This is a genomic window from Neobacillus rhizosphaerae, from assembly GCF_050477885.1.
Lineage (GTDB): Bacteria > Bacillota > Bacilli > Bacillales > Cytobacillaceae > Neobacillus > Neobacillus rhizosphaerae_A.
Genome location: NZ_JBCNAC010000173.1, coordinates 33,318 through 54,163, shown reverse-complemented (window position 1 = coordinate 54,163; position 20,846 = coordinate 33,318). Strand labels below are relative to the sequence as shown.

Here is a 20,846-nt window from a genome sequence, read left to right as displayed (position 1 = left end):
AGTGTAAGTGATTTTTTTTGTTAAAATAGGAAGGAAATAGGTTCTTCAGAATCATCCTTAGAACATTCTTTTCTACGAATATATTTAACAATTCTATTTAAAATCATATTGCCATTTAAACAGCTTTTTTTTCGGTAAAAAAACAATGGCTGGATCATTTTTGTGTCAGTAGGATTAGTTTGAGAACCACTAAATGAATATTCAACGCCCCATGCCCATAAAAATTTTAATGAAATACCTACGTATATACTGACGTATAGCGCGTTTAAGGCATGAATATCTGAATGATCGATGAGCAATTGAAACAAAAATAATCACCTCTTTTAAATGCCAATGATATGAGTATAAAGGAGAATAGGTAAAGAATCAATTTATTGTTTGGCAAAATACCAGAATATGAAGAGTTTGCTAAATTTTTTTCAATCTTATTAAGAGGCTGTTGTTTAAGTTATTATTTATTGCAAATATTAAATAGGATTAAACTGCACTTTTTTTATAAATAGTGTAAAGGTGGTGCCACGTGGAGCATTTAGATTTACATCTCATTTTTGTCATGTCATTATTTCTAGTTATGATTGCGGCGGGTATTACAGCGATTGCCAAGAAATTTAAGCAACCATACCCTATTGCTTTAGTCATTGTAGGGGCTTTGATCGGTTTAATGAATTTTCCTACGTTAGAGCCATTAAAAACCTTTATTACACAAGGAGAAGTATTCCATTTTGTCATTGTCACTTTATTTTTACCAGCCCTTTTAGGTGAAGCATCTTTAAAACTTCCTTTTGTTGAGTTAAAGACAAATAAGATACCTATTCTTTCTCTGGCATTTGGTGGAACATTATTGTCGTTTCTCATTGTTGGTTTCTCGACCTATTATCTTTTTGGGTTAACGATTACTGCAGCCTTTGTATTCGGGGCACTAATGAGTGCTACAGACCCGGTAAGTGTTTTAAGTATTTTTAAAAGCATTGGTGTAAATAAAAGATTGGCAATAGTCGTAGAAGGGGAAAGTTTATTCAACGATGGCATGGCAGTAGTTCTTTTTCAACTTTCTGCTTTTTATTTACTATCCTATATAGACTTAGGATGGGAAGGGTTGGGTTTAGGCGCATGGACTTTTGTGAAAGTCATATTCCTTGGCTTAATAATCGGCGGTGCACTTGGATATGGTTTTTCAATCTTAACAAAGTTCTATGATGATTATCCTCTCGAGATTATTTTCAGTATTATTTTATTTTATGGATCTTATCTTTTAGCAGAAAGTATACATGCTTCCGGAGTAATAGCTGTTGTTGTTGCTGCTTTAATTTTTGGGAATTTTGGTGCGAAAATTGGAATGACCCCCACTACTAAATTAAATATAGGGAATTTTTGGGATGTCGCCGCTCTACTAGCGAATTCAATTGTCTTTTTAATGGTAGGGCTTGAAATAACCAGAATTGGGATATTTAATAAATGGGGAACAATTTTTGCAGCAATCGTAATTGTTCTAGGAGCGAGAAGTGTAGCTGTCTATACAAGTTTAGCATTCATCAAAAATTTTCCTCACTCCTGGAAACATATCATTAATTGGGGTGGCCTAAAGGGTTCATTATCAATTGCACTTGCATTGAGCCTTCCTTACGATTTTAAGGGAAGAGACGAGTTATTAGTATTAACTTTTTTCGTGGTTTTCTTCTCCCTGGTCGTTCAGGGTTTATCAGTTAAGACACTAATTAAATTACTTGGTGTAAACCCAAAACCTGAAGTTGCCAGTGAATATGAATATTTAATAGCAAACATTCATCAATATGAAGCTGCAATTGATGAAATTCATAAAGTGAGGAAGAGGCTTTTTATTACAGAATCACTTTCTAATGAGCTTGTTAAGGAGTATGTAGATAAAAAGGAATCGATTGAAGAGCAGATTCAAATGTTATATCAGAACCATACTGAATTAAAAGAAAAACAAAAAAGTTTACTCTTAAAACAAGCATTATATGCTGAACACGAAGCGATCAGAGATTTAACTAGAGATGATGTTATCTCAAATGAAGTAGCAGACAAGGAATATGCCAGAATAATGGATTTATTAGTGAATCTCGATGAAGAAGATAACTAACAAAAAGGCTGACACCTTAAGACTTGGGTCAGCCTTTTATGATAGATTCAGTCCTCGTTTAACGTTATTCTTTCTTTAATGGAGTCCTCCAATGAGCGATAAGCATCTGATAGGCAAATTCGACCTTATCCTCAGATGGTGGTTCTACATGCTTGAGAGGATATTCAAGTCCAAGTGCTTCCCATTTATAAACCCCAAGTTTGTGGTAAGGAAGAATTTCAACCTTCTGTACATTTTCAAGTGTCCCGATGAATTCTCCGAGTTTCTGCAGGTCATTTTGATCATCTGTAACTGTTGGGACAAGGACGTGTCGAACCCAGATGGGTATCTTCCGATCAGATAAAAATTTCGCAAACTCAAGAATATGATCATTTGCCATTCCTGTAAGCTGAATATGTTTCTTCCGGTTAATATGTTTTAAGTCTAGAAGGACAAGATCAGTGTAAAGCAATAGCTCATCAAGCTGTTCAATGAAAAGCTTAGAATGGGAGAAACAGCCTCCAGAAGAATCTATGGTCGTATGAATCCCTTTCTTTTTGCACTCCTTAAATAATGCAGTAAGGAAAGGGATTTGTAATAAGGGCTCACCACCACTAACAGTAATACCGCCACCTGAAGCCTGAATGAAGGGGAGATAACTCATGAGATCTTCCATTATGTCAGAAACAGTCATTTGCTTACCAGAGCCGATTTCCCAAGTATCTGCGTTGTGACAGAATTGGCAACGTAATAAGCAGCCTTGTGTAAAAATCACGTACCTTATTCCAGGCCCGTCAACTGTTCCTAGAGTTTCAATGGAATGTATATTTCCAATCATGATAATATCCCCTTTCATTTATCAGGGAGGCTGACCCTTTTGTATTTGAGTCGGCCTCAGTTATCTTTTTTATAAGGACTCATGGAAAGTCCGATTAATAACGTCAAGCTGTTGTTCTTTAGTAAGTTTAATAAAGTTTACCGCATAACCAGAAACACGAATCGTTAATTGTGGATACAGCTCAGGATGTTCCATTGCGTCGATTAAAGTTTCTCTATTAAAGACGTTAACATTTAGATGATGTCCAGATTTAATGGCATAGCCATCCAAGATAGAAACAAGGTTGCGAATCTGACTCTCGTCTTCTTTTCCTAGTGCTTTTGGTACAATGGAGAAAGTGTTAGAAATTCCATCCATCGAATAGCTGTAAGGAATTTTTGCAACAGATGATAAAGAAGCCAAGGTTCCCTTTGTATCACGACCATGCATTGGATTGGCACCAGGAGCAAATGGTTCTCCCGCACGGCGTCCATCAGGAGTGTTACCAGTTTTCTTTCCATAGACCACGTTTGAAGTGATTGTTAAAACAGATAAGGTATGAAGTGAATCGCGATAGGTTACATGTTTGCGTAGTTTCTTCATAAAGGTCTTAACAATTTCAACTGCTATACTATCCACGCGATCATCATTGTTGCCATATTTAGGGAAATCTCCCTTAATTTCAAAGTCAACTGCTATACCATTTTCATCACGAATTACTTTCACTTCACCATATTTAATGGCACTTAAAGAGTCAGCCACTACACTCAAACCAGCAATTCCAGTTGCCATGGTACGAAGTATTTTTGTATCATGTAAAGCCATTTCAATTCGTTCATAGCTGTATTTATCATGCATATAATGAATAACATTTAGGGTATTAATATATAAACCTGCTAACCATTCCATCATTTGGTCAAAGCGTTGCATAACTTCTTTATAGTCCAGTACTTCTGAAGTAATTGGCATATACTGTGGACCAACTTGAATCTTTAATTTTTCATCTATACCACCGTTAATGGAGTATAGAAGAGCTTTTGCTAAATTCGCGCGTGCACCAAAGAACTGCATTTGCTTTCCAATTTCCATCGCGGATACACAGCAGGCAATTCCATAATCATCGCCGTATTCAGGGCGCATTATATCATCGTTTTCATATTGAATGGAGCTAGTTTTAATCGACATCTTTGCACAATATTTTTTAAAGTTTTCAGGTAGCTGTGGAGACCATAGAACGGTTAAATTTGGCTCTGGAGCTGGTCCTAAGTTATCTAGTGAATGAAGGAAGCGGAAGGAGCTTTTTGTTACAAGAGAGCGACCGTCCTGTGCCATTCCTCCGATAGACTCTGTTACCCAAGTAGGGTCACCGCTAAATAATTCATTATAATCAGGAGTACGGGCAAATTTCACTAAACGAAGCTTCATAATAAAGTGATCAACGATTTCTTGTGCTTCCTCTTCTGTGATTGTCCCAGCATGTAAATCTCTTTCGATGTAAATATCTAAAAATGTTGATACCCGTCCAAGACTCATTGCTGCACCGTTTTGCTCCTTAATGGCTGCAAGGTACCCAAGATATAGCCACTGGAACGCTTCTTGTGCGTTAGCAGCAGGTCGAGACAGGTCGAAACCATAGCTAATACCTAATTCCTTTAGTTCATTTAAAGCACGGATTTGCTCTGCAATTTCTTCACGAAGACGCATATTGTCCTCGGTCATTACCTTGCTTGTATTTTTTTTATCTAGATGTTTTTCTTGGATAAGGAAGTTAACACCATATAAAGCTACACGACGATAGTCACCAATGATACGTCCACGCCCGTATGCATCTGGAAGTCCAGTAATAATCGCTGCCTTTCGAGCAAGCATCATTTCATCAGTATAGGCATCGAAAACACCCTGATTGTGAGTTTTACGGTAATCTGTGAAGATTCTTTCGATTTCAGGATTCAATTGGTAACCGTATGCTTCACATGCACTTTTAGCCATCCGAATACCGCCGAAGGGCTGTAAAGAACGATTAAATGGTTTGTCTGTTTGTACGCCCACTATTTTTTCGAGGTCTTCATTAAGGTAACCTGGCCCATGTGAAGTAATAGTAGAAACTGTTTCTGTGTCCATTTCAAGGACACCGCCGTTTTCACGCTCTTGCTTTGTTAATTCCATTACCTGTTCCCAAAGGTTTTTTGTAGCTTCAGTTGCATCTGCTAAAAAAGAATCATTTCCTTCATAAGGCTTATAATTTCTAAGTATAAAATCTCGAACATTAACTTCTTTCGTCCAAGTACCTTTATCAAATCCATGCCATTGTTCCATCATTTTTCACCTCTTCAATTTATAGAAAACATTAAACTGTTTTACTGTTTATATCTTACATTGAGTATAACAGTTTAAAAGTGATAATTGTCACCTGAAAAACGGATAAATGTTAAGATATTGTGAAGTCTGGATTTTCAGGGGTTTTCTGTGTTATTTTTTGAACTTTTTATGAACGAATAAAGAGAAAATTATAAACTGTACTATAAAAAAATAATAAAAAACAACATCTGTTATACAAGAAGAATTCAATAATAACAACGTATGTATAGTGGAAACCCATGAAACAGAGCAGCGGAAAAAAAGAAATAAGCAGGAGATTGTCTCCTGCTTTTAATCTACTATTATATAACCAATCATTGGACCATTATGAACTCTGTCTGGATGAATTTCACATACGAGGCGATACGTTCCTTCTTTTTTAAACTGTAGGGGGACAATTGTATCTTCTCCTTTTTTTACTTTTCCTTTAATTGCAGTTCCTTCAATATAAAATGGGTGCTCCTCACCGTTGATTCCACTAATAATTAAACGGACCTTTTCCCCTTTTTCAATTACTATTGTGCCAGGATCCCAACGGTATGCCTCTATTTCTTTTCCATCTTTCATTTTTGTTTTGAATTCCCCTGTTACCATATGGATTTCACGGATATTCCTATCTGCCTGTTGATTAAAAACGGTTGTATCGCCTGCTTTTAACATCAACCAAGCAGAAATACTTGCTATTACTGCACCTAATGCTAAAAAAAACAGCAGGGTCTCTTTCTTAAACACTACAAACTTCATTAATAACCGCCTCCTAAATTTGTCCTATTTAATACTTATGCATAATTGGTTAGAAAACTTGTCTTTTTTTTTAAAACTTTTCATTTTGCTAAAGTATAGGACAATAGGATGCGTACTATTGAATTACAGTGAAAACGGTTGAACCAAAAAGAAAATGTCTACAATGAAGAATAATAAATCATCTATCACAGAATATATTTCTTTGTTTTTACAGTTGAAAAGTTTATATTTAAGTCAGTAAAAAAATAATAGGTGGTCATATTGTTGGGAATGAAGAAAGAGAAAATAGTTAAAGTAATTAAATTTATCTTTCCGCTATTATTATTAATTTTTGCAATTATAGAAATGAAAAGGTTTACTGGAGATTTGAATGTAGAATTACTGAAGAACGAAATCAATCAGTTAAATATATGGGTCTTATTGCTGATTTTAACGATCACATTTATTGCTGTTTTACCTATGTTGCTTTACGACGTTATACTTGTACGAATTTTAAAGTTAAAGGTAGTTAGTAGGGAACTGCTAGAACAATCGTTTATTGCCAATTCATTTTCTAATTTAATAGGATTCGGTGGTCTAGTAGGGGCCATGCTTAGAACATACTTTTTTCATAAACTTGAACAGGATAAACGCAAGCTTCTTGGTGTAATTGCTTCAGTTTCACTTTTTTATTTAACAGGTATATCTGTGCTCGCATGGATTGTAGCAATTGGCTTTCGTCATTTTTCATTGTTTGTTGATACAAAATGGCTATATTTTGCAGTATTAGGTGTTGGTTTGTACCTACCCATTTTTGTAAGTGTACACATGATGAAGTCGAGGAAAGAGTCAGTGATTACTGCTAAGGTAGGTATAGAGCTGGTCATTGTTTCGGTCATAGAATGGTTGGCTGTGTTTGTTGCCATTTTACTATTGAGCCGGTTATTAGGGATTCCTGTAGCAACAAAAGATTTGTTTCCGGTCTATATTGTGGCGGCTTGTGCAGGTATTATTAGTATGATTCCTGGGGGATTAGGTTCTTTTGATTTAATATTTCTATGGGGAATGCAGGAGTTACACGTACCGGATGAAAAGGTACTAGTATTGTTGTTATTTTACCGATTGGGCTATTACTTTGTACCATTTTTTATTAGCCTAGTTTTTTTTGTAAAGCTTTATTGGGAGAGATGGAATCAAGCATGGAATCAACTTCCAAAAGCGATTATCCAAGGGTTAAGTCACGTGATATTAACGATGTTGGTTTTTCTATCTGGCTTAATTCTTCTTTTGTCTGCTAGTGTTCCGGGTATTATGTCAAGACTTAAGATTGCTCAGGAGTTGTTGTCATTCCCAATAATAAATGTATCCCATCAATTATCAGTTGCTGCTGGTTTTTTGTTATTAGGTTTGTCTCGCGGTATTGAATACAATGTAAAAAGAGCATATGAGTTAACCATGCTTGCTTTAATACTTGCTGCTTTATTCTCCATATTTAAAGGGATAGATTATGAAGAAGCTACTTTTTTAATCATAGTAGCGCTTTTACTTAGAATTTCTAAGGGGCAGTTCTACCGTGAAAGTTATGTTTTAACATGGGGGAAAACAATTTTTGATGTTACTGTGATACTAGTGATCACTTCAATGTATATTTTAATCGGTTATTTAAATTTACCAATCTCGAAATTAACCATACCTGATAAATTTCTGCCATATGTAATCTTGGATTATCGTGATTTGTTTACAAGTGCAATTATTGGACTTGTCATTGCCATGATGATTTTATTTACAGGTTATTTAATTAGCTTGCCAAAGAAATGGAAGCTAGAGAAATCAATCGATCATGAAAAGGAAATTTACAATCATTTAAAAAAATATCATGGAAAGGTTTTATCTCATCTTATTTTTTTGCATGATAAATATATCTTTTGGAACAGCAAGAAAAATGTGTTAATTCCTTTTCAGAAGTATGCTGATAAATTAGTCATTCTCGGTGATCCAATCGGTGAACAAAGTGAAATTTCTAATGCAATTGAGGAATTTCAAGAAATAGCGGATCTTTATGGTTTTACTCCTGTTTTCTATCAAGTTAGTGATGAAATGCTCCCATATTTACATGGACATGGCTTTGCGTTTTTTAAACTTGGAGAAGAGGCCTTTGTAGACCTAAAAACATTCTCACTATTTGGTAACAAACAGAAAGGGTTAAGAGCATTAAAAAATAAATTCAATCGAGAAAGTTATGTTTTTGAACTAATTCAACCACCATACTCTAACCAAATTATTGAAGAATTACGAGAGGTCTCTAATGAGTGGCTTCAAGGGAGAAGAGAGAAAGGTTTTTCGCTGGGATTTTTTGATGAAGAGTATCTAAATAAAGCTCCAATCGCGATTGTTAGGGATGAAGAAAAGAAAATTCTCGGTTTTATGAGCCTTATGTATGTATACGATAATAAACAAACCATCTCCGTGGACCTAATGAGATTTCGACCTAACTCACCACCGGGAATGATTGATTTTCTCTTTCTATCATTAATTGATTGGGCTAAGGAACAGGGCTATGAAAGATTTAATATGGGGATGGCCCCTTTGGCTAATGTTGGTTTATCTCGATTTGCTTTTTTAAGTGAGAAAATTGCTGCGCAATTATTCTTACATGGTCACTTTATTTATCAATTTCAAGGTCTACGGCAATTTAAGCAGAAATATACAAATATTTGGGAACCTAAATATCTTGCTTATAGAAGAAAATCTTCATTACCGATTATTATGGCTCAAATAACATTATTGATTTCCAAAAAAAGGGCATAGATTCAACCGGTTGTAATTTTAACAACCGGTTTTTCTTTTGGCTGTGTTAAAGAACAGTGTTGATTTTAACACCCTGTTGATTGGAGCGAAGTGCCTGGAGCGGAAATCAACAGACAAGTTTAACAGAGCCTTTCTTTTTAATAATTAGAATCAATTCCAATTCATAACATTTTTTTAAAAACTATTTATTTATTCAAATAATCTGTTAAAATCGAATGGGGATTAAATGTAAAAGTAAGGGTGTAATAATGAAAAAAATTTTTTCGTACCTCATAATGATTATTTTCCTCCTATTTTCTTTCCAGTCCAATGTCCTCGCAACGGAGACACAGGAGCAGTTGGACTTGAAAAGTGAGGGAGCTGTTTTATTAGATACAGAAACAAATGCTGTCCTTTATGCAAAAAACGCTAATGAAAAAATGTATCCTGCTAGTCTTACAAAAATTGCTACAGCTATCTATGCTATTGATAAAGGGAACTTAGACAGCCTTGTTACGGTGAGTGAAAATGCAGTTAGACAGGATGGTACGAGGGTTTATTTAAATGAGGGAGAACAAGTGCCTTTAAAGAAGCTTATTCAAGGAATGCTTGTTAACTCAGGAAACGATGCAGCTGTCGCGATCGCAGAGTTTTTGGATGGCAGTGTAGAAAGATTTTCTGAGAACTTGAACGAATACCTTAAAACAAAAATTGGTGTTACTAATACTCACTTCACTAATCCTAATGGATTGCATGATGAAAATCATTATACAACAGCAATGGACTTGGCATTAATGACAAATTACGCTATGAAAAATCCTATTTTTGCCGAGATTTTCGGGACAAAAATTCTCGATTGGCAGGGTCAATCTTGGAATACAAAAATATTAACCCATCACCGTATGCTAAAGGGAGAGCTGCCGTATCCTGGGATTTCAGGAGGGAAGACGGGGTACACAACCGAAGCAAAACAAACGTTGGCAACGACCGCAAGTAATGGAACCTTAAAGTTAACTGCAGTTGTACTGAAATCAGATTTAAAAAACGATAAGTATAATGATACCGCTACATTGTTTGATTACGGTTTTAAAAGCTATCAGCATGCAATGATTAAGCAAGAGGAAGTTTTTAAGGTAGATAATAAAGAATTTTACCCAGAAAAGGATATTCTAATCACAGAGAACCTTAGTGGGAATTTAAAGAAGGTAAGTAATGAAGGGCTACTTTCTATTGCGAATAATAATGGACATGTGATTCAATCGGTTCAATTAAAATTAAAAGAACCCCCAAAGCCCCAAAAAGCACCTGTAATAAGTAAGAAGGTTAACAAAAAAGAGTCACCACTTATTCTTGTTAATACGTTAATTGGCATATTCATTATTCTATGTACCGTAACTATTATTGGAATGCGAAGACGCAAAGTATTTACCAGAAACTATTAAAAATCTAAAAAAGCCATGGAGGTTATAGAACCTTCCATGGCTATTTTTGTGTAATTGTTGTGAGTAACAAGAAAGAAAAGGAGATAAAAACCATTGTTGCAACTAAAAACCAGGCTAAATTCATATTTCCGGATTCCATTGCAATATAAATTGCTGTAGGTGCCGTTTGCGTTTTTCCAGGAATATTTCCGGCAAACATAAAGGTAGCACCGAACTCCCCTAGTGCTCGTGCAAAACTTAGAATTAATCCTGCAAATATTGATTTAATAGATAATGGGAAAGTGATATATATAAATACTTTAATTTCGCCAGCACCATCTACCCTTGCCGCTTCTTCGATTCCTCTATCTACTGCTTGGAAACCTATTTTGACAGTTTGGTACATTAATGGAAAGGCAACAATCGTTGATGCAATCACTGCTGCCGTTGGAGTGAAAATAATTGGATGTGCAAATACTTCTTCTATAATTATTCCAAATGGACCATTTCTTCCGAATATGTAAATTAATAAAAAACCAATAACAGTTGGAGGTAAGACGATTGGAAGAAGAAGGAAGGTCTCGAGTAGTATCTTGCCCTTAAATTGCTTTCTTGCAAATAATCTGCCAAGTAAAATTCCGAGGAAAAATACTACAGTTACTGAAATGGCTGCAACTTTTATTGATAATACTATTGGTGTCCAAAATTCATCATGAAACAAGGTCATCAATCCAATACTGTAAAACCATATTTTTTGAAAATTTCTTTAGTGTAATCTCTACCTGATTATTATAGCTAAATGTGATGGAATGTTAAAGATGAGAATATAAAAAACTGCCTAGGCAGTTTTCGAAGTGACTATATTTCCCTGCCAGAGGTTGGAATTTATGGGCAATCATTTTCAGAATGAAGAGGACGGGCATTAAAAGAGGATGGGGAGTCGATTTGATCTTTGTCATCGACAAAACTTCTGGTTCCGATAAAATCACTTTTATCTCCAAAATTTTGTCCGTAGCCTTGATTTTTCTTATCGGAATTATGCCATTCGGCCAATAGATTTTGACCAATATTTACGGCAGAAGCATTTTCGAAGGAATTTATTTTAATCATGAATATATTAATATTTATATACGGAGCTGGTGCCGGCATTTGAATCTCCTCCTTTTCCTTGTTTATTAATATATGTCTTTCGTGTACGTTTATGAAAGAAGAGTAATATATGGATTAAATTATAAATATCGTTAGTAAGATAATAGTAATAAATATCCTCTATTGTGTAATACACGAAGTAGGAGGTGGGATTAGATGGACATGGATAAATTAAAGCAATGGATGGATGTGGCCAAAAATATGAATGGAGGAGATTTTTGGAACAACATTTTTGACCAGGATTTTGCTAAGCAATTTATGAATGATCAGCCTTTTACAGCGCCAAATTCAAGTGCTGCTAAACAATCTGGAAGGGAAGAAAAAAATACACCCCCATACCCCGCTATCGATATATTGGAAGGTGAAAGTGAAGTCCTGGTTGTGATTGAGGTTCCTGGAATGAAAAAAGAGAATCTTGAATTAGGGCTGAACGGAAATTCCTTAACGGTTAAAGGAAAGGCCTTATTAAATCATTCTGAATTGAAGCTTACCTATTCAGAAAGGTTTTATGGAGATTTTCAGAGACAAATTAGATTGCCAGACACTGTTAGTCCTAATCAATTGAGTGCTAAATTTTGGAATGGATTATTATTTGTAAGTTATCAGCGAATCGTTGAAAAAGGGGAAATCATTCCAATTGATTAGAAAGTGCTGAAAGTGATCTTTGAAGTAAATCTCAGTTTTAGATCGTCCTTTTAATAGTGGACATGTTAGACTAAATTTCCCATATATATGAAAGTAAGGTAAAAAATAAGGGAGCGTTTGTGAGCATGTCATTAAAAGATTTATTCCTAATCTTTAACAAAAGTGATTATGAAAAGGATTTAAAGAAAAAGTTGACTTCCTTAGAATTAAACATAGAGGAATTAAAAAAATCGCTACAAACCCTCCAACAACAATCTCCCTCTGAAGAGACAGGTAAAACAAAAGATCCGCCAATTATAATAGAGAAGATAAACATTGAAAAAATCATTTTAGATAAATACGAACTAAATAATAATTTTGGTCAACTTGGAATTAAAGAACTTAAAGGGAAATTAAATATTGGGGCAACTTATGGAAGTGAATACCAACCTAATCTAGATAATGAAGAGGAAGGGGGGGAACAACAAAAGAAGAATTTCAAAAGTTCTTCTTCTCAAAAAGGTCCAAAGATTAATTTCCAGTCAAATAAAAAAGACTAAAGTGTCATCCTTTAGTCTTTTGGATAATCATTATTGAAGTCTGCTTTCCACTTGCTGACATACTTCATCAGCAGACATCCCATTTGCATCTATAACTGCACCTTTTGTAACCGTATCCTGCATTCCCATTACGTTTGAATCGAGCCCAGTTACAACACAGCAATCGCAGTTTTGTGCATCTGATTCCTGCTTAAGTTCAACTACGTCGTAGCCTTTTTCGCGTAGTGCTTGTTGAATGTTTGTAAGAGACTGTTCTACTCCAACTTTTGCCATACAAAACACCTCCTCCTGTAGATTATCATGCCTAAGTTTACCGTAAATATTCGGTATAAGTAGCAATAATCTTCCAAAAGCTATTAGGGGAGGTGTAATGATGGGTAAACGGAGTAAAAAGAAAGCTGATCCTTCGACAATCGGACTTAGTTCACCCCAAGTAGAGGGTCAAGGGACAACAACTACAGAAACGGGATCAAGAGCTGAGCCTTCTTCACGAAGAAAACAAAAACAAATGTAAGGTTAGAAAGAAAGAGGCTGCCTATCTTTGAAAATAGGTCAGCCTCTAATCGTTTATTTATACATTTCTGCTACTTGCTTTTGAATTTCATCATTTTCTAAATATTCATCGTAAGACATTTGTTTATCTACTAATCCTTTAGGTGTTAATTCAAAAATCCGATTTGCAATTGTTTGAATGAACTGATGATCGTGTGATGAAAAAATCAATGAGCCTTTAAAATTAATTAGCCCATTATTGAGTGCCGTAATTGATTCTAAGTCCAAGTGGTTCGTTGGTTCGTCTAGAAGTAAAACGTTGGCACCATTTAGCATCATTTTTGAGAGCATACAACGAACTTTTTCTCCTCCGGAAAGAACGCTAGCTTTCTTTAAAACTTCTTCTCCTGAAAACAGCATTCTTCCTAAGAACCCGCGTAAGAAGCTTTCGCTTTCATCTTTTGGAGAGAATTGACGTAACCAATCCACCAGATTTAGCTCAGAGTTTTCAAAGTACTCGGAGTTATCTTTAGGGAAATATGCTTGTGAAGTGGTAATTCCCCATTTAAAGGTACCACTGTCTGCTTCCATTTCACCCATTAAGATTTTGAAAAGAGTAGTTTTCGCAATTTCATTTGTACCTACAAGAGCAATTTTATCGTTCTTATTCATAAAGAAACTAACATTATCCAAAACTTTTACGCCATCAATCGTTTTTGTTAATCCCTCAACTCTTAGTAAATCGTTCCCGATTTCACGGTCCGGTGTAAAGCCAACAAATGGATAACGGCGAGAGGAAGGCTTAATGTCATCGAGAGTTATTTTATCCAATAGCTTCTTACGAGAAGTAGCCTGTTTGGATTTCGATGCATTGGCACTAAACCGGGCAATAAAGGCTTGCAGTTCCTTTATTTTCTCTTCTTTCTTCTTGTTTGCATCAGAGGTTAATCTTGATGCTAACTGGCTTGATTCATACCAAAAATCATAGTTCCCCACATAAATTTGCATTTTTCCATAGTCTAAGTCAGCAATATGGGTACATACTTTATTTAAGAAGTGACGGTCATGGGATACAACAATGACTGTATTTTCAAAGTTAATTAAGAATTCCTCTAGCCATTGGATTGCTTTGATATCTAAGTGGTTTGTAGGCTCGTCCAGAAGCAAAACATCGGGTCTGCCAAACAACGCTTGTGCAAGTAGAACCTTTACTTTTTCAGAACCAGTTAATTCAGCCATCGTCTTATAATGAAGGTCTTCTCCGATTCCAAGGCCTTTTAAAAGAATTGCCGCTTCAGGCTCTGCTTCCCATCCGTTTAATTCAGCAAATTCACCTTCAAGTTCAGCAGCTTTCATGCCATCTTCGTCAGTGAAGTTCTCTTTCATATAGATCGCGTCTTTTTCCTGCATAACCTCATAAAGTCTGGAATGACCCATGATAACCGTTTTTAGAACTTCGTATTCTTCGTATTCAAAGTGGTTTTGTTTAAGAACAGCCATTCTCTCATTAGGTCCCAGTTGAACTGTTCCTGTTTGTGATTCAATTTCGCCAGAAAGTATCTTTAAAAATGTGGACTTACCAGCTCCATTTGCACCGATTAGACCATAGCAATTACCAGGTGTGAATTTAATGTTTACATCTTCAAATAATTTCCGGTCACCATATCTTAAACTTACATTACTTACTGTAATCATATACAATATCCTCCAAAACAAAATATCTATTAATTATATCACTAAAGCTGTCGAAGAGCGAATTCTTTCATTATCCTGGATAGAAAGAAAATTTTTCTAAAAAATTTTTTCATTTTCACACTTTATTCATAATTTTGTTGTAGAATTGGATTAAGAAGTTTTAAAGAAGGTGAGAAGTATGGCGAAAAAACAGCTTACTGAACTCGTAAATAAATTAAAAAAAGCTGGAATAAAAGCAAGCTTAACTAAACCTAAGTCCAATTACCTTTTATCTTTGCAGCAAATTAAAAAATATCCTTCATCTGTGAATTAGTGAATTAAATAGGAAAAATTGGTATTAAAAAGCGATTAATCCTAAGGACTAACCGCTTTTTTTATTTATAACAAACCTATGTGGGCTAATCAAGCTTATCCATAATTGTTTCATATACTTCTTCTTTATTAAAGTCATTTCCCATAGGAAACTTTGCTATAAAGTTATTGTCTTGATTGACTAAGTACGTAAAGGTGGAATGAACGAATTGCCCATTTCCGGGGTCTTTGTATTGAAATTGCAAGGCATCCGTTACCTTTTGAATTTGCTCTTGGTCTTTTTTAATATTTTGTTTGTCTCCTGTTAAAAATGTCCATTTTTCGTCGTTATTTATTCCAAAGCCTTTCATATACCCTTGCAATATCTCAGGAGTATCACGGTACGGGTCAATGGTAATGGTAATGAATTCAATTTTCTTGCCGTATACGCCACTTTTCTCTAAATCTTTCTTCAAATCAACCATCTTTTGTGTGGTGGTAGGACATATATCAGGGCAATGGGTATAGATAAATTCAATTAGTTTCAATTTAGTATGGTCCTTGCCAAAATTATATGTAGTACCATTTTGATTAATCAAACTTACTTCTGCTGGTATTTTCGCATTTGCGTCTCTAATGAGAAAGAACGAGATTCCTCCTGCAATCCCCAAAAATATAGCTAGTCCGCAAATGAGATAGATTTTTTTCATAATAACAATCCCTCCTAACAATAAGATAATGAAGTTCTCAAAAAAAAGATATGGATATATTGTGAACAAAAGTTTAGGTCTTCGACTGAATAATCATTTATACTTTAATATTAATAGAGGTATTCATCGGTTCGGTGAAAAGTATTTAATTGGATTTTAATTTAGAGGATAGGTGTTTGTTATGGTAAAACAAGCGTTTAAATTTACTTTACAGATGGTGATTCTGATTGTCATATATCAGCTGGGGAATCTTATTGTCAGATTTTTTAAGATGCCTATTCCGGGGAATGTAATTGGAATTGTTCTTCTTTTCCTCTTTCTTTTGATGGGTATTATAAAGGTGGACCAAATAGAAACAGCAGCTGGCTGGCTATTAAAACATCTTGGGTTCTTTTTTATCCCCATTTCAGTTGGATTAATGACCTTAGGGGATACCTTAGTAAATAAGTGGTTACCACTCATGTTTATACTTATTGTTAGTGCATTTATAGGGCTTTTAACGGCGGGTAAAGCGACGCAAGCTGTAATCATAAAAAATGAAAAGGATAAAGTGAGCCATCATGATCACGCTATATAATATTATCCTAACTATTTCTGTCTATTATCTAGCAAGAGTCATTTCAAAAAAATATTCCACTCCGTTAACTAGCCCTGTTTTTTTAAGTACAGTCATTATTATTGTATTATTAGTTGCTTCTAATCTGTCCTATGAAGAGTACATTCCCGCGAAAAACTTCTTAACTTATTTCCTAGGCCCAGCTACAGTTGCACTTGCTCTACCCATTTATAAAAATCGTCATCTATTCACTAAATATTTTTCTGCAGCTTTTGTTGGTCTAATAATCGGGACAGTTTCAACAATTACCTCTGCTCTTATACTAGCTCATTGGTTTGAATTATCGGAGATGTTTATTCGAGGGTTAACAGTTAAATCTGTTACCGTTCCAGTTGCTACCGAAATTGGAAAAATCATAAAAGGTAATGTTTCACTAATTGCAGCTTTTGTTATTATAACAGGAATGATTGGAGCCATGTTTGGTGCAAAACTCTTGGATTGGTTTAAAATAAACCATCCCTTTGCTCGAGGATTGTCGATTGGAACCATTGCCCATGGAATAGGAACAGCAGAGGCGGTGAAAGAAGGGGAGATACAGGGAGCTGTGTCAGGTGCTGCAATGGGAATCGCAGCGGTATTAACCTCTCTTATCATTCCGTATATTATTGATTTCATCAGTTGAATATCTTAACATAAATGGTTTTGTTAATTAACTTAACTATTTTAACTACTCCATATTAATCAATATTACAAATGGAAACGGGGCAATTCTCACAGTCATTTTGTAACCTTAGAAACTCGATATTATGTATAATGATTTTTTTGCGGTCAATAGATATAATTTTATTTCTTTTTAATTCAGCAAGCAACCTACTAATGATTTCTCTAGCTGTTCCACAAAAATTGGCTAAATCTTGATTGGTTAAGGGAACTGTAATATGAATGCCGTCTTCTTGTTGTATTCCATAGCTATTAGAAAGTCTGATTAGTGTGGAGTAAAGGGCTCCTTTTTTGCCATAGAGTACTAAATCTCTAAACTTAGTCATTGTTCTTCGATAATGATCGTTCATCCACTTTAGAAAAAGAAAAGCGAGTTTGCTATTTTGAAAAAGGGAGCTTTCTAAGGAAGATAGAGGAATTGCAGCTACCCTACTGTCAGTAACGACTTTAGCATTAAATATGTATTTTGGATCCTCGGTGAATAATGTTAATTCCCCAACGATTTCATTGGCTGAGCATAGTCTTAAGTAAAGCTCCTGGCCTTTTGCGTTCATTTTTGAAATTTGAATCTGGCCTGATAATATCAGGAACATTTCCGTAGCATTTTGACCTTCTTGGAATAAGAAAGTCCCTTTTTTTTTGTCAATTGTCCTGCCAGCGCTAGCACGGTGTAAGAGTTCGATTAATTCAATTGTTAGAGTATTTGCTGTTTGATTATGACTCATTTTTACCTCCTTAATTAAAATAGTCCTTAGGTTTATCATAAACGCTAGAGGAAAATTAAAGTACCCACTTTTGAACGATGAATGTTAAAGGTTTTTGAATTTTTGTTCATTCAGCGAATTGACAAATAATTGAATTTTATTGTATGATTTATAAGAATTTAACTTTTTTCTAAAAAAGGGAGTATGTTTTATGTTAGGTGTCGTTCTTAACTAATCCAATCAATTGGATACACTCATTCTATAATAGCCAGAATAACCTCTTGTTTGAGAGACAAGGAAGGTTTATTTAGTTGTAGTTATGGAGTGAAGTTAAGAACAATGGGCAAACATACGCATACATTCTTTTACCAATGTAGCCTGTGTACACTCGTGTAGACAGTTTTTATTTTGGTTAAATTTGGTGTGACGAATTGAACGTATTTTACGTTTAGCCGCAATGACATTGTTCATTGCGGCTATTTTTATTATTAGGAGGTTTTTCAATTGAACCAACATACTTTTCAAGTATTACAATTTGAGGAAATTAAAGAAGCCATTTCAACCTTTGCGTTAACAAAAGAGGGGAAAACAAAAATTAGGTGCCTGACACCATCGACCAATCAAAAGCAAATTGAAGCATGGCTAGATGAAGTTACAGAAGCGGTTGAAATTTTAAAAAAGAGTGCTAGTGTTCCTGTCCATGGGTTAGAGGGAATGGAACAGTTAATAAATAACATGAACAAGGGGGTTGCATTAAGAGTTGATCAGCTTGTGAAGCTTTACGACTTTTTGGATTGCTGTGGGAAAATGAGAAGATATATGAAGGATAAGGAGTATTACGCTCCGAGAGTGTCTGCTTACGTGGATGCGATCGATGAATTACCTGAACTTGCAAGTGAGATTATTCGGTGCATCCGTAATGGAAGGGTGGATGATTACGCGAGTAAAGAATTATTAAAGATAAGAAAACAAATTGCCATTCAAGAAGAGCGTTTGAAAGAAAAGACACTGCAACTAATCCGATCAAATAAATATAAATCTTTTCTACAGGAAAATGTGGTTAGTCAGAGGAATGGAAGATATGTCATTCCCATAAAGAAAGAATATCGAAATAAACTGAAGGGAACGGTGCTAGATACATCCGCATCCGGTTCCACTCTTTTTATTGAGCCCGAGGAAATTGCCGTATATCAGGATCAATTAACGTGGGTACTTGCAGATGAAGAGGTTGAGGTACAAAAAGTTCTTAGTTATTTAACCGGGTTGGTGGAAGAAAAGGAGCAGCAAATCCTCATTGCTATTGAGACCATGGTTCATTATGATTTTTTGTTTGCTAAAGCTAAGTATTGTCGCTCTATAAATGGTACGAAAGTAGGAATCAATCAATCAGATGAAATTGAATTGATCCAAGCAAAACATCCTCTTTTAGGTGAAAAGGCTGTGCCGTTGTCGTTTAAAATGAGTAAAGGGCAACATGCATTAGTTATTACTGGACCCAACACAGGAGGAAAAACTGTAACAATAAAAACAGTTGGCCTTTTGACGATAATGGTCCAATGTGGTCTTCATATACCAGCTGCTAAAGAGAGCAATCTTTGCCTCTTTGAACGGATTTTAGTTGATATTGGTGATGGGCAAAGCATTGCTGAAAATTTAAGTACGTTTAGTTCGAGAATCGTAAATATTATTGATATTTTAAAGGAAACGAACAATCGGACCTTGGTCTTATTAGATGAACTGGGTTCTGGGACAGATCCAGGGGAAGGTATGGGGCTTGCTACAGCGATATTAGAAACCTTGTACGAAAAAGGTGCAGTGCTTTTGGCAACCACTCATTATAGTGAAATAAAGGATTTTGCAGAAACACATGAAGGATTTTTAAATGGATCGATGGAATTTGATTTAGCAACGTTAAGCCCGACCTACCGCTTAATTATCGGGCGAGGGGGCGAGAGTCAGGCGTTTGCTATTGCATTAAAACTTGGGATTCATCCAAAAATAATCGAGAAAGCACACTTCGTTACTTACAAGGAAGCAAAAGAGTATAAAACGGAAATTACAGACCCATGGAAATTGAAAGAAATTGAAAAACAGGTAATTATTAATAAACATCGTAATGAAAAAATCGCTTCAAAAACAGAGTCGAAAGTACAACACTACCAACAAGGTGATAATGTGAAACTTTCTCCTTCAAATGAATTTGGCATAATTTATAAAGGTCCAGATCAATTTGGAAATTATATAGTCCAAGTGAAAGGGGAAAAAATGTCAATCAATCATAAAAGAATTGGTTTGTATCTTCCTGCAAGTGAGCTTTATCCGGAAGATTATGATTTTGATATTATTTTTCAATCAAAGGAAAATAGAAAGAAAAGTAAAATACTCAATAAAGGTCATGAAGAAAATCTAACAATTGACTATACAGAATAAAAAAGCGTCAGCTAGGAGTATATTTCTAGCTGACGCTTTTCTTCATTTTATATAATTTTGCATAATCCAGTCTACAACAACTCCTCCAAAATAGACGCCAAATACACCTAGTACGGCAGAGAAGACTGGAGGAGCTGGCAGGGGCAGTTTTAAAAATCTAAACAAAACTCCAACAGCCATACCGGCAATTAAGCTTAAGACTAACTCTTTCATGTGGTTCCCTCGTCACCTAGTTTAGTTGAACTTACAAAGCTCTTTTCCTAAGTATGAGTTATTTTTTATTTCTTATTCGGTTATGAACAAATTGTTTTCTTCCTCATGATTATGTAACTCAAAAACAACAAGTAAAGCATAGAAATAGGGGAGAATTTCTTCTGTCACTCCCTTATTCTCAATCTTCGTTTTAATCGAGTTTACGATGATTTCTAAAATTTGATGGTCCCTTTTCAATTTAATAATCATCTCTTTTAACTCAGGATTTTCCTTCAATTTTTCAACGAAAAATCCTTCCTCTTCTGATTGTGCGTGGGCAAGTGTTCTCGTCTCCCAATGCTCAATCAAGGCATCACAAATTTCCTTTGATTCTTTATCTCTTTTTTCCAATAAAAGTTTTTTTAGCACATTTGTTAAATCGCGGGCTTCTGTAAATATGCCATCATGAATCGAATGATGAGAATTTTTTTTTCTTAAAGACGGTCCTGACATAAGTGTTCTCCTTCATAAATACTA

General features: G+C 35.1%; 22 protein-coding genes. 10 read left to right on the top strand and 12 right to left on the bottom strand.

Going from position 1 to position 20,846, the window contains the following annotated elements; translation table 11 throughout:
* Positions 1 to 20 precede the first annotated feature (20 nt).
* Positions 21 to 308 carry a hypothetical protein gene (locus tag ABES03_RS23330; RefSeq protein WP_430121194.1) on the bottom strand — a complete coding sequence of 96 codons (288 nt, stop codon included), beginning with the start codon at positions 306 to 308 and terminating at the stop codon, positions 21 to 23.
* 212 nt (positions 309 to 520) lie between these two features.
* Here ABES03_RS23330 and ABES03_RS23325 point away from each other — a divergent pair, with 212 nt between their 5' ends.
* Complete coding sequence (locus tag ABES03_RS23325; RefSeq protein WP_430121192.1) at positions 521 to 2,101, top strand: Na+/H+ antiporter; 1,581 nt, start codon at positions 521 to 523, stop codon at positions 2,099 to 2,101.
* 64 nt (positions 2,102 to 2,165) lie between these two features.
* Here the strand turns inward: ABES03_RS23325 and pflA are convergent, their stop codons facing one another.
* The 3 genes from pflA to ABES03_RS23310 all read right to left on the bottom strand — a co-directional run bounded on the left by pflA (position 2,166) and on the right by ABES03_RS23310 (position 5,999).
* Positions 2,166 to 2,918: a pyruvate formate-lyase-activating protein gene (gene pflA, locus ABES03_RS23320; protein ID WP_430121190.1), complete on the bottom strand. Its 753-nt coding sequence runs from the start codon at positions 2,916 to 2,918 to the stop codon at positions 2,166 to 2,168.
* A 69-nt stretch (positions 2,919 to 2,987) separates the two neighbouring features.
* Complete coding sequence (pflB, locus tag ABES03_RS23315; RefSeq protein WP_430121238.1) at positions 2,988 to 5,213, bottom strand: formate C-acetyltransferase; 2,226 nt, start codon at positions 5,211 to 5,213, stop codon at positions 2,988 to 2,990.
* A 333-nt stretch (positions 5,214 to 5,546) separates the two neighbouring features.
* The gene (locus ABES03_RS23310; protein ID WP_430121188.1) at positions 5,547 to 5,999 is read right to left on the bottom strand and encodes a cupredoxin domain-containing protein; all 453 of its coding nucleotides are present in this window, start codon (positions 5,997 to 5,999) and stop codon (positions 5,547 to 5,549) included.
* Between the two features lie 270 nt (positions 6,000 to 6,269).
* Here ABES03_RS23310 and mprF point away from each other — a divergent pair, with 270 nt between their 5' ends.
* Positions 6,270 to 8,786, top strand: a complete 2,517-nt coding sequence (mprF, locus tag ABES03_RS23305) for a bifunctional lysylphosphatidylglycerol flippase/synthetase MprF (protein WP_430121236.1) — start codon at positions 6,270 to 6,272, stop codon at positions 8,784 to 8,786.
* A 215-nt stretch (positions 8,787 to 9,001) separates the two neighbouring features.
* Positions 9,002 to 10,207 (top strand): D-alanyl-D-alanine carboxypeptidase family protein, encoded by a 1,206-nt coding sequence (locus tag ABES03_RS23300; protein ID WP_430121186.1) that lies wholly within the window; start codon positions 9,002 to 9,004, stop codon positions 10,205 to 10,207.
* A 40-nt stretch (positions 10,208 to 10,247) separates the two neighbouring features.
* Here ABES03_RS23300 and modB read toward each other — a convergent pair whose 3' ends face one another.
* Positions 10,248 to 10,907, bottom strand: a complete 660-nt coding sequence (gene modB / locus ABES03_RS23295; protein WP_430121184.1) for a molybdate ABC transporter permease subunit — start codon at positions 10,905 to 10,907, stop codon at positions 10,248 to 10,250.
* A 164-nt stretch (positions 10,908 to 11,071) separates the two neighbouring features.
* Positions 11,072 to 11,335 (bottom strand): hypothetical protein, encoded by a 264-nt coding sequence (locus ABES03_RS23290; protein ID WP_430121182.1) that lies wholly within the window; start codon positions 11,333 to 11,335, stop codon positions 11,072 to 11,074.
* Positions 11,336 to 11,491: 156 nt separating this feature from the next.
* Between ABES03_RS23290 and ABES03_RS23285 the strand changes: the two genes are divergently transcribed.
* The gene (locus tag ABES03_RS23285) at positions 11,492 to 11,980 is read left to right on the top strand and encodes an Hsp20/alpha crystallin family protein (RefSeq protein WP_430121181.1); all 489 of its coding nucleotides are present in this window, start codon (positions 11,492 to 11,494) and stop codon (positions 11,978 to 11,980) included.
* A gap of 125 nt (positions 11,981 to 12,105) precedes the next feature.
* A complete protein-coding gene (locus ABES03_RS23280; RefSeq protein WP_430121179.1) occupies positions 12,106 to 12,519 on the top strand; it encodes a hypothetical protein in 414 nt (137 codons plus the stop codon).
* 30 nt (positions 12,520 to 12,549) lie between these two features.
* Here ABES03_RS23280 and ABES03_RS23275 read toward each other — a convergent pair whose 3' ends face one another.
* Positions 12,550 to 12,792, bottom strand: a complete 243-nt coding sequence (locus ABES03_RS23275) for a YkuS family protein (RefSeq protein WP_308083584.1) — start codon at positions 12,790 to 12,792, stop codon at positions 12,550 to 12,552.
* Positions 12,793 to 12,892: 100 nt separating this feature from the next.
* Here ABES03_RS23275 and ABES03_RS23270 point away from each other — a divergent pair, with 100 nt between their 5' ends.
* Positions 12,893 to 13,033: a YuzL family protein gene (locus tag ABES03_RS23270; protein ID WP_413310022.1), complete on the top strand. Its 141-nt coding sequence runs from the start codon at positions 12,893 to 12,895 to the stop codon at positions 13,031 to 13,033.
* Positions 13,034 to 13,086: 53 nt separating this feature from the next.
* On the opposite strand, the gene ABES03_RS23265 is transcribed toward ABES03_RS23270, so the two are convergent.
* Entirely contained in the window at positions 13,087 to 14,706 is a 1,620-nt protein-coding gene (locus ABES03_RS23265) for an ABC-F family ATP-binding cassette domain-containing protein (RefSeq protein WP_430121177.1), read from the bottom strand.
* Positions 14,707 to 14,884: 178 nt separating this feature from the next.
* Between ABES03_RS23265 and ABES03_RS23260 the strand changes: the two genes are divergently transcribed.
* A complete protein-coding gene (locus ABES03_RS23260; protein WP_264760442.1) occupies positions 14,885 to 15,019 on the top strand; it encodes a hypothetical protein in 135 nt (44 codons plus the stop codon).
* Between the two features lie 85 nt (positions 15,020 to 15,104).
* On the opposite strand, the gene ABES03_RS23255 is transcribed toward ABES03_RS23260, so the two are convergent.
* The gene (locus ABES03_RS23255) at positions 15,105 to 15,707 is read right to left on the bottom strand and encodes an SCO family protein (protein WP_430121175.1); all 603 of its coding nucleotides are present in this window, start codon (positions 15,705 to 15,707) and stop codon (positions 15,105 to 15,107) included.
* Positions 15,708 to 15,888: 181 nt separating this feature from the next.
* Between ABES03_RS23255 and ABES03_RS23250 the strand changes: the two genes are divergently transcribed.
* Both ABES03_RS23250 and ABES03_RS23245 read left to right on the top strand, forming a co-directional pair.
* Positions 15,889 to 16,284 (top strand): CidA/LrgA family protein, encoded by a 396-nt coding sequence (locus ABES03_RS23250; protein ID WP_430121173.1) that lies wholly within the window; start codon positions 15,889 to 15,891, stop codon positions 16,282 to 16,284.
* A complete protein-coding gene (locus ABES03_RS23245; protein WP_430121171.1) occupies positions 16,268 to 16,945 on the top strand; it encodes an LrgB family protein in 678 nt (225 codons plus the stop codon). Before ABES03_RS23250 ends, ABES03_RS23245 begins: the two co-directional genes overlap by 17 nt.
* Before the next feature lie 55 nt (positions 16,946 to 17,000).
* Here ABES03_RS23245 and ABES03_RS23240 read toward each other — a convergent pair whose 3' ends face one another.
* Positions 17,001 to 17,708, bottom strand: a complete 708-nt coding sequence (locus ABES03_RS23240) for a Crp/Fnr family transcriptional regulator (protein WP_430121169.1) — start codon at positions 17,706 to 17,708, stop codon at positions 17,001 to 17,003.
* Between the two features lie 483 nt (positions 17,709 to 18,191).
* Here ABES03_RS23240 and ABES03_RS23235 point away from each other — a divergent pair, with 483 nt between their 5' ends.
* Entirely contained in the window at positions 18,192 to 20,117 is a 1,926-nt protein-coding gene (locus ABES03_RS23235) for an endonuclease MutS2 (RefSeq protein ID WP_430121167.1), read from the top strand.
* A gap of 42 nt (positions 20,118 to 20,159) precedes the next feature.
* Here the strand turns inward: ABES03_RS23235 and ABES03_RS23230 are convergent, their stop codons facing one another.
* Positions 20,160 to 20,330: a XapX domain-containing protein gene (locus ABES03_RS23230; protein WP_430121166.1), complete on the bottom strand. Its 171-nt coding sequence runs from the start codon at positions 20,328 to 20,330 to the stop codon at positions 20,160 to 20,162.
* Positions 20,331 to 20,402: 72 nt separating this feature from the next.
* Positions 20,403 to 20,822 carry a hemerythrin domain-containing protein gene (locus ABES03_RS23225; RefSeq protein ID WP_430121164.1) on the bottom strand — a complete coding sequence of 140 codons (420 nt, stop codon included), beginning with the start codon at positions 20,820 to 20,822 and terminating at the stop codon, positions 20,403 to 20,405.
* Between the last annotated feature and the right edge of the window lie 24 nt (positions 20,823 to 20,846).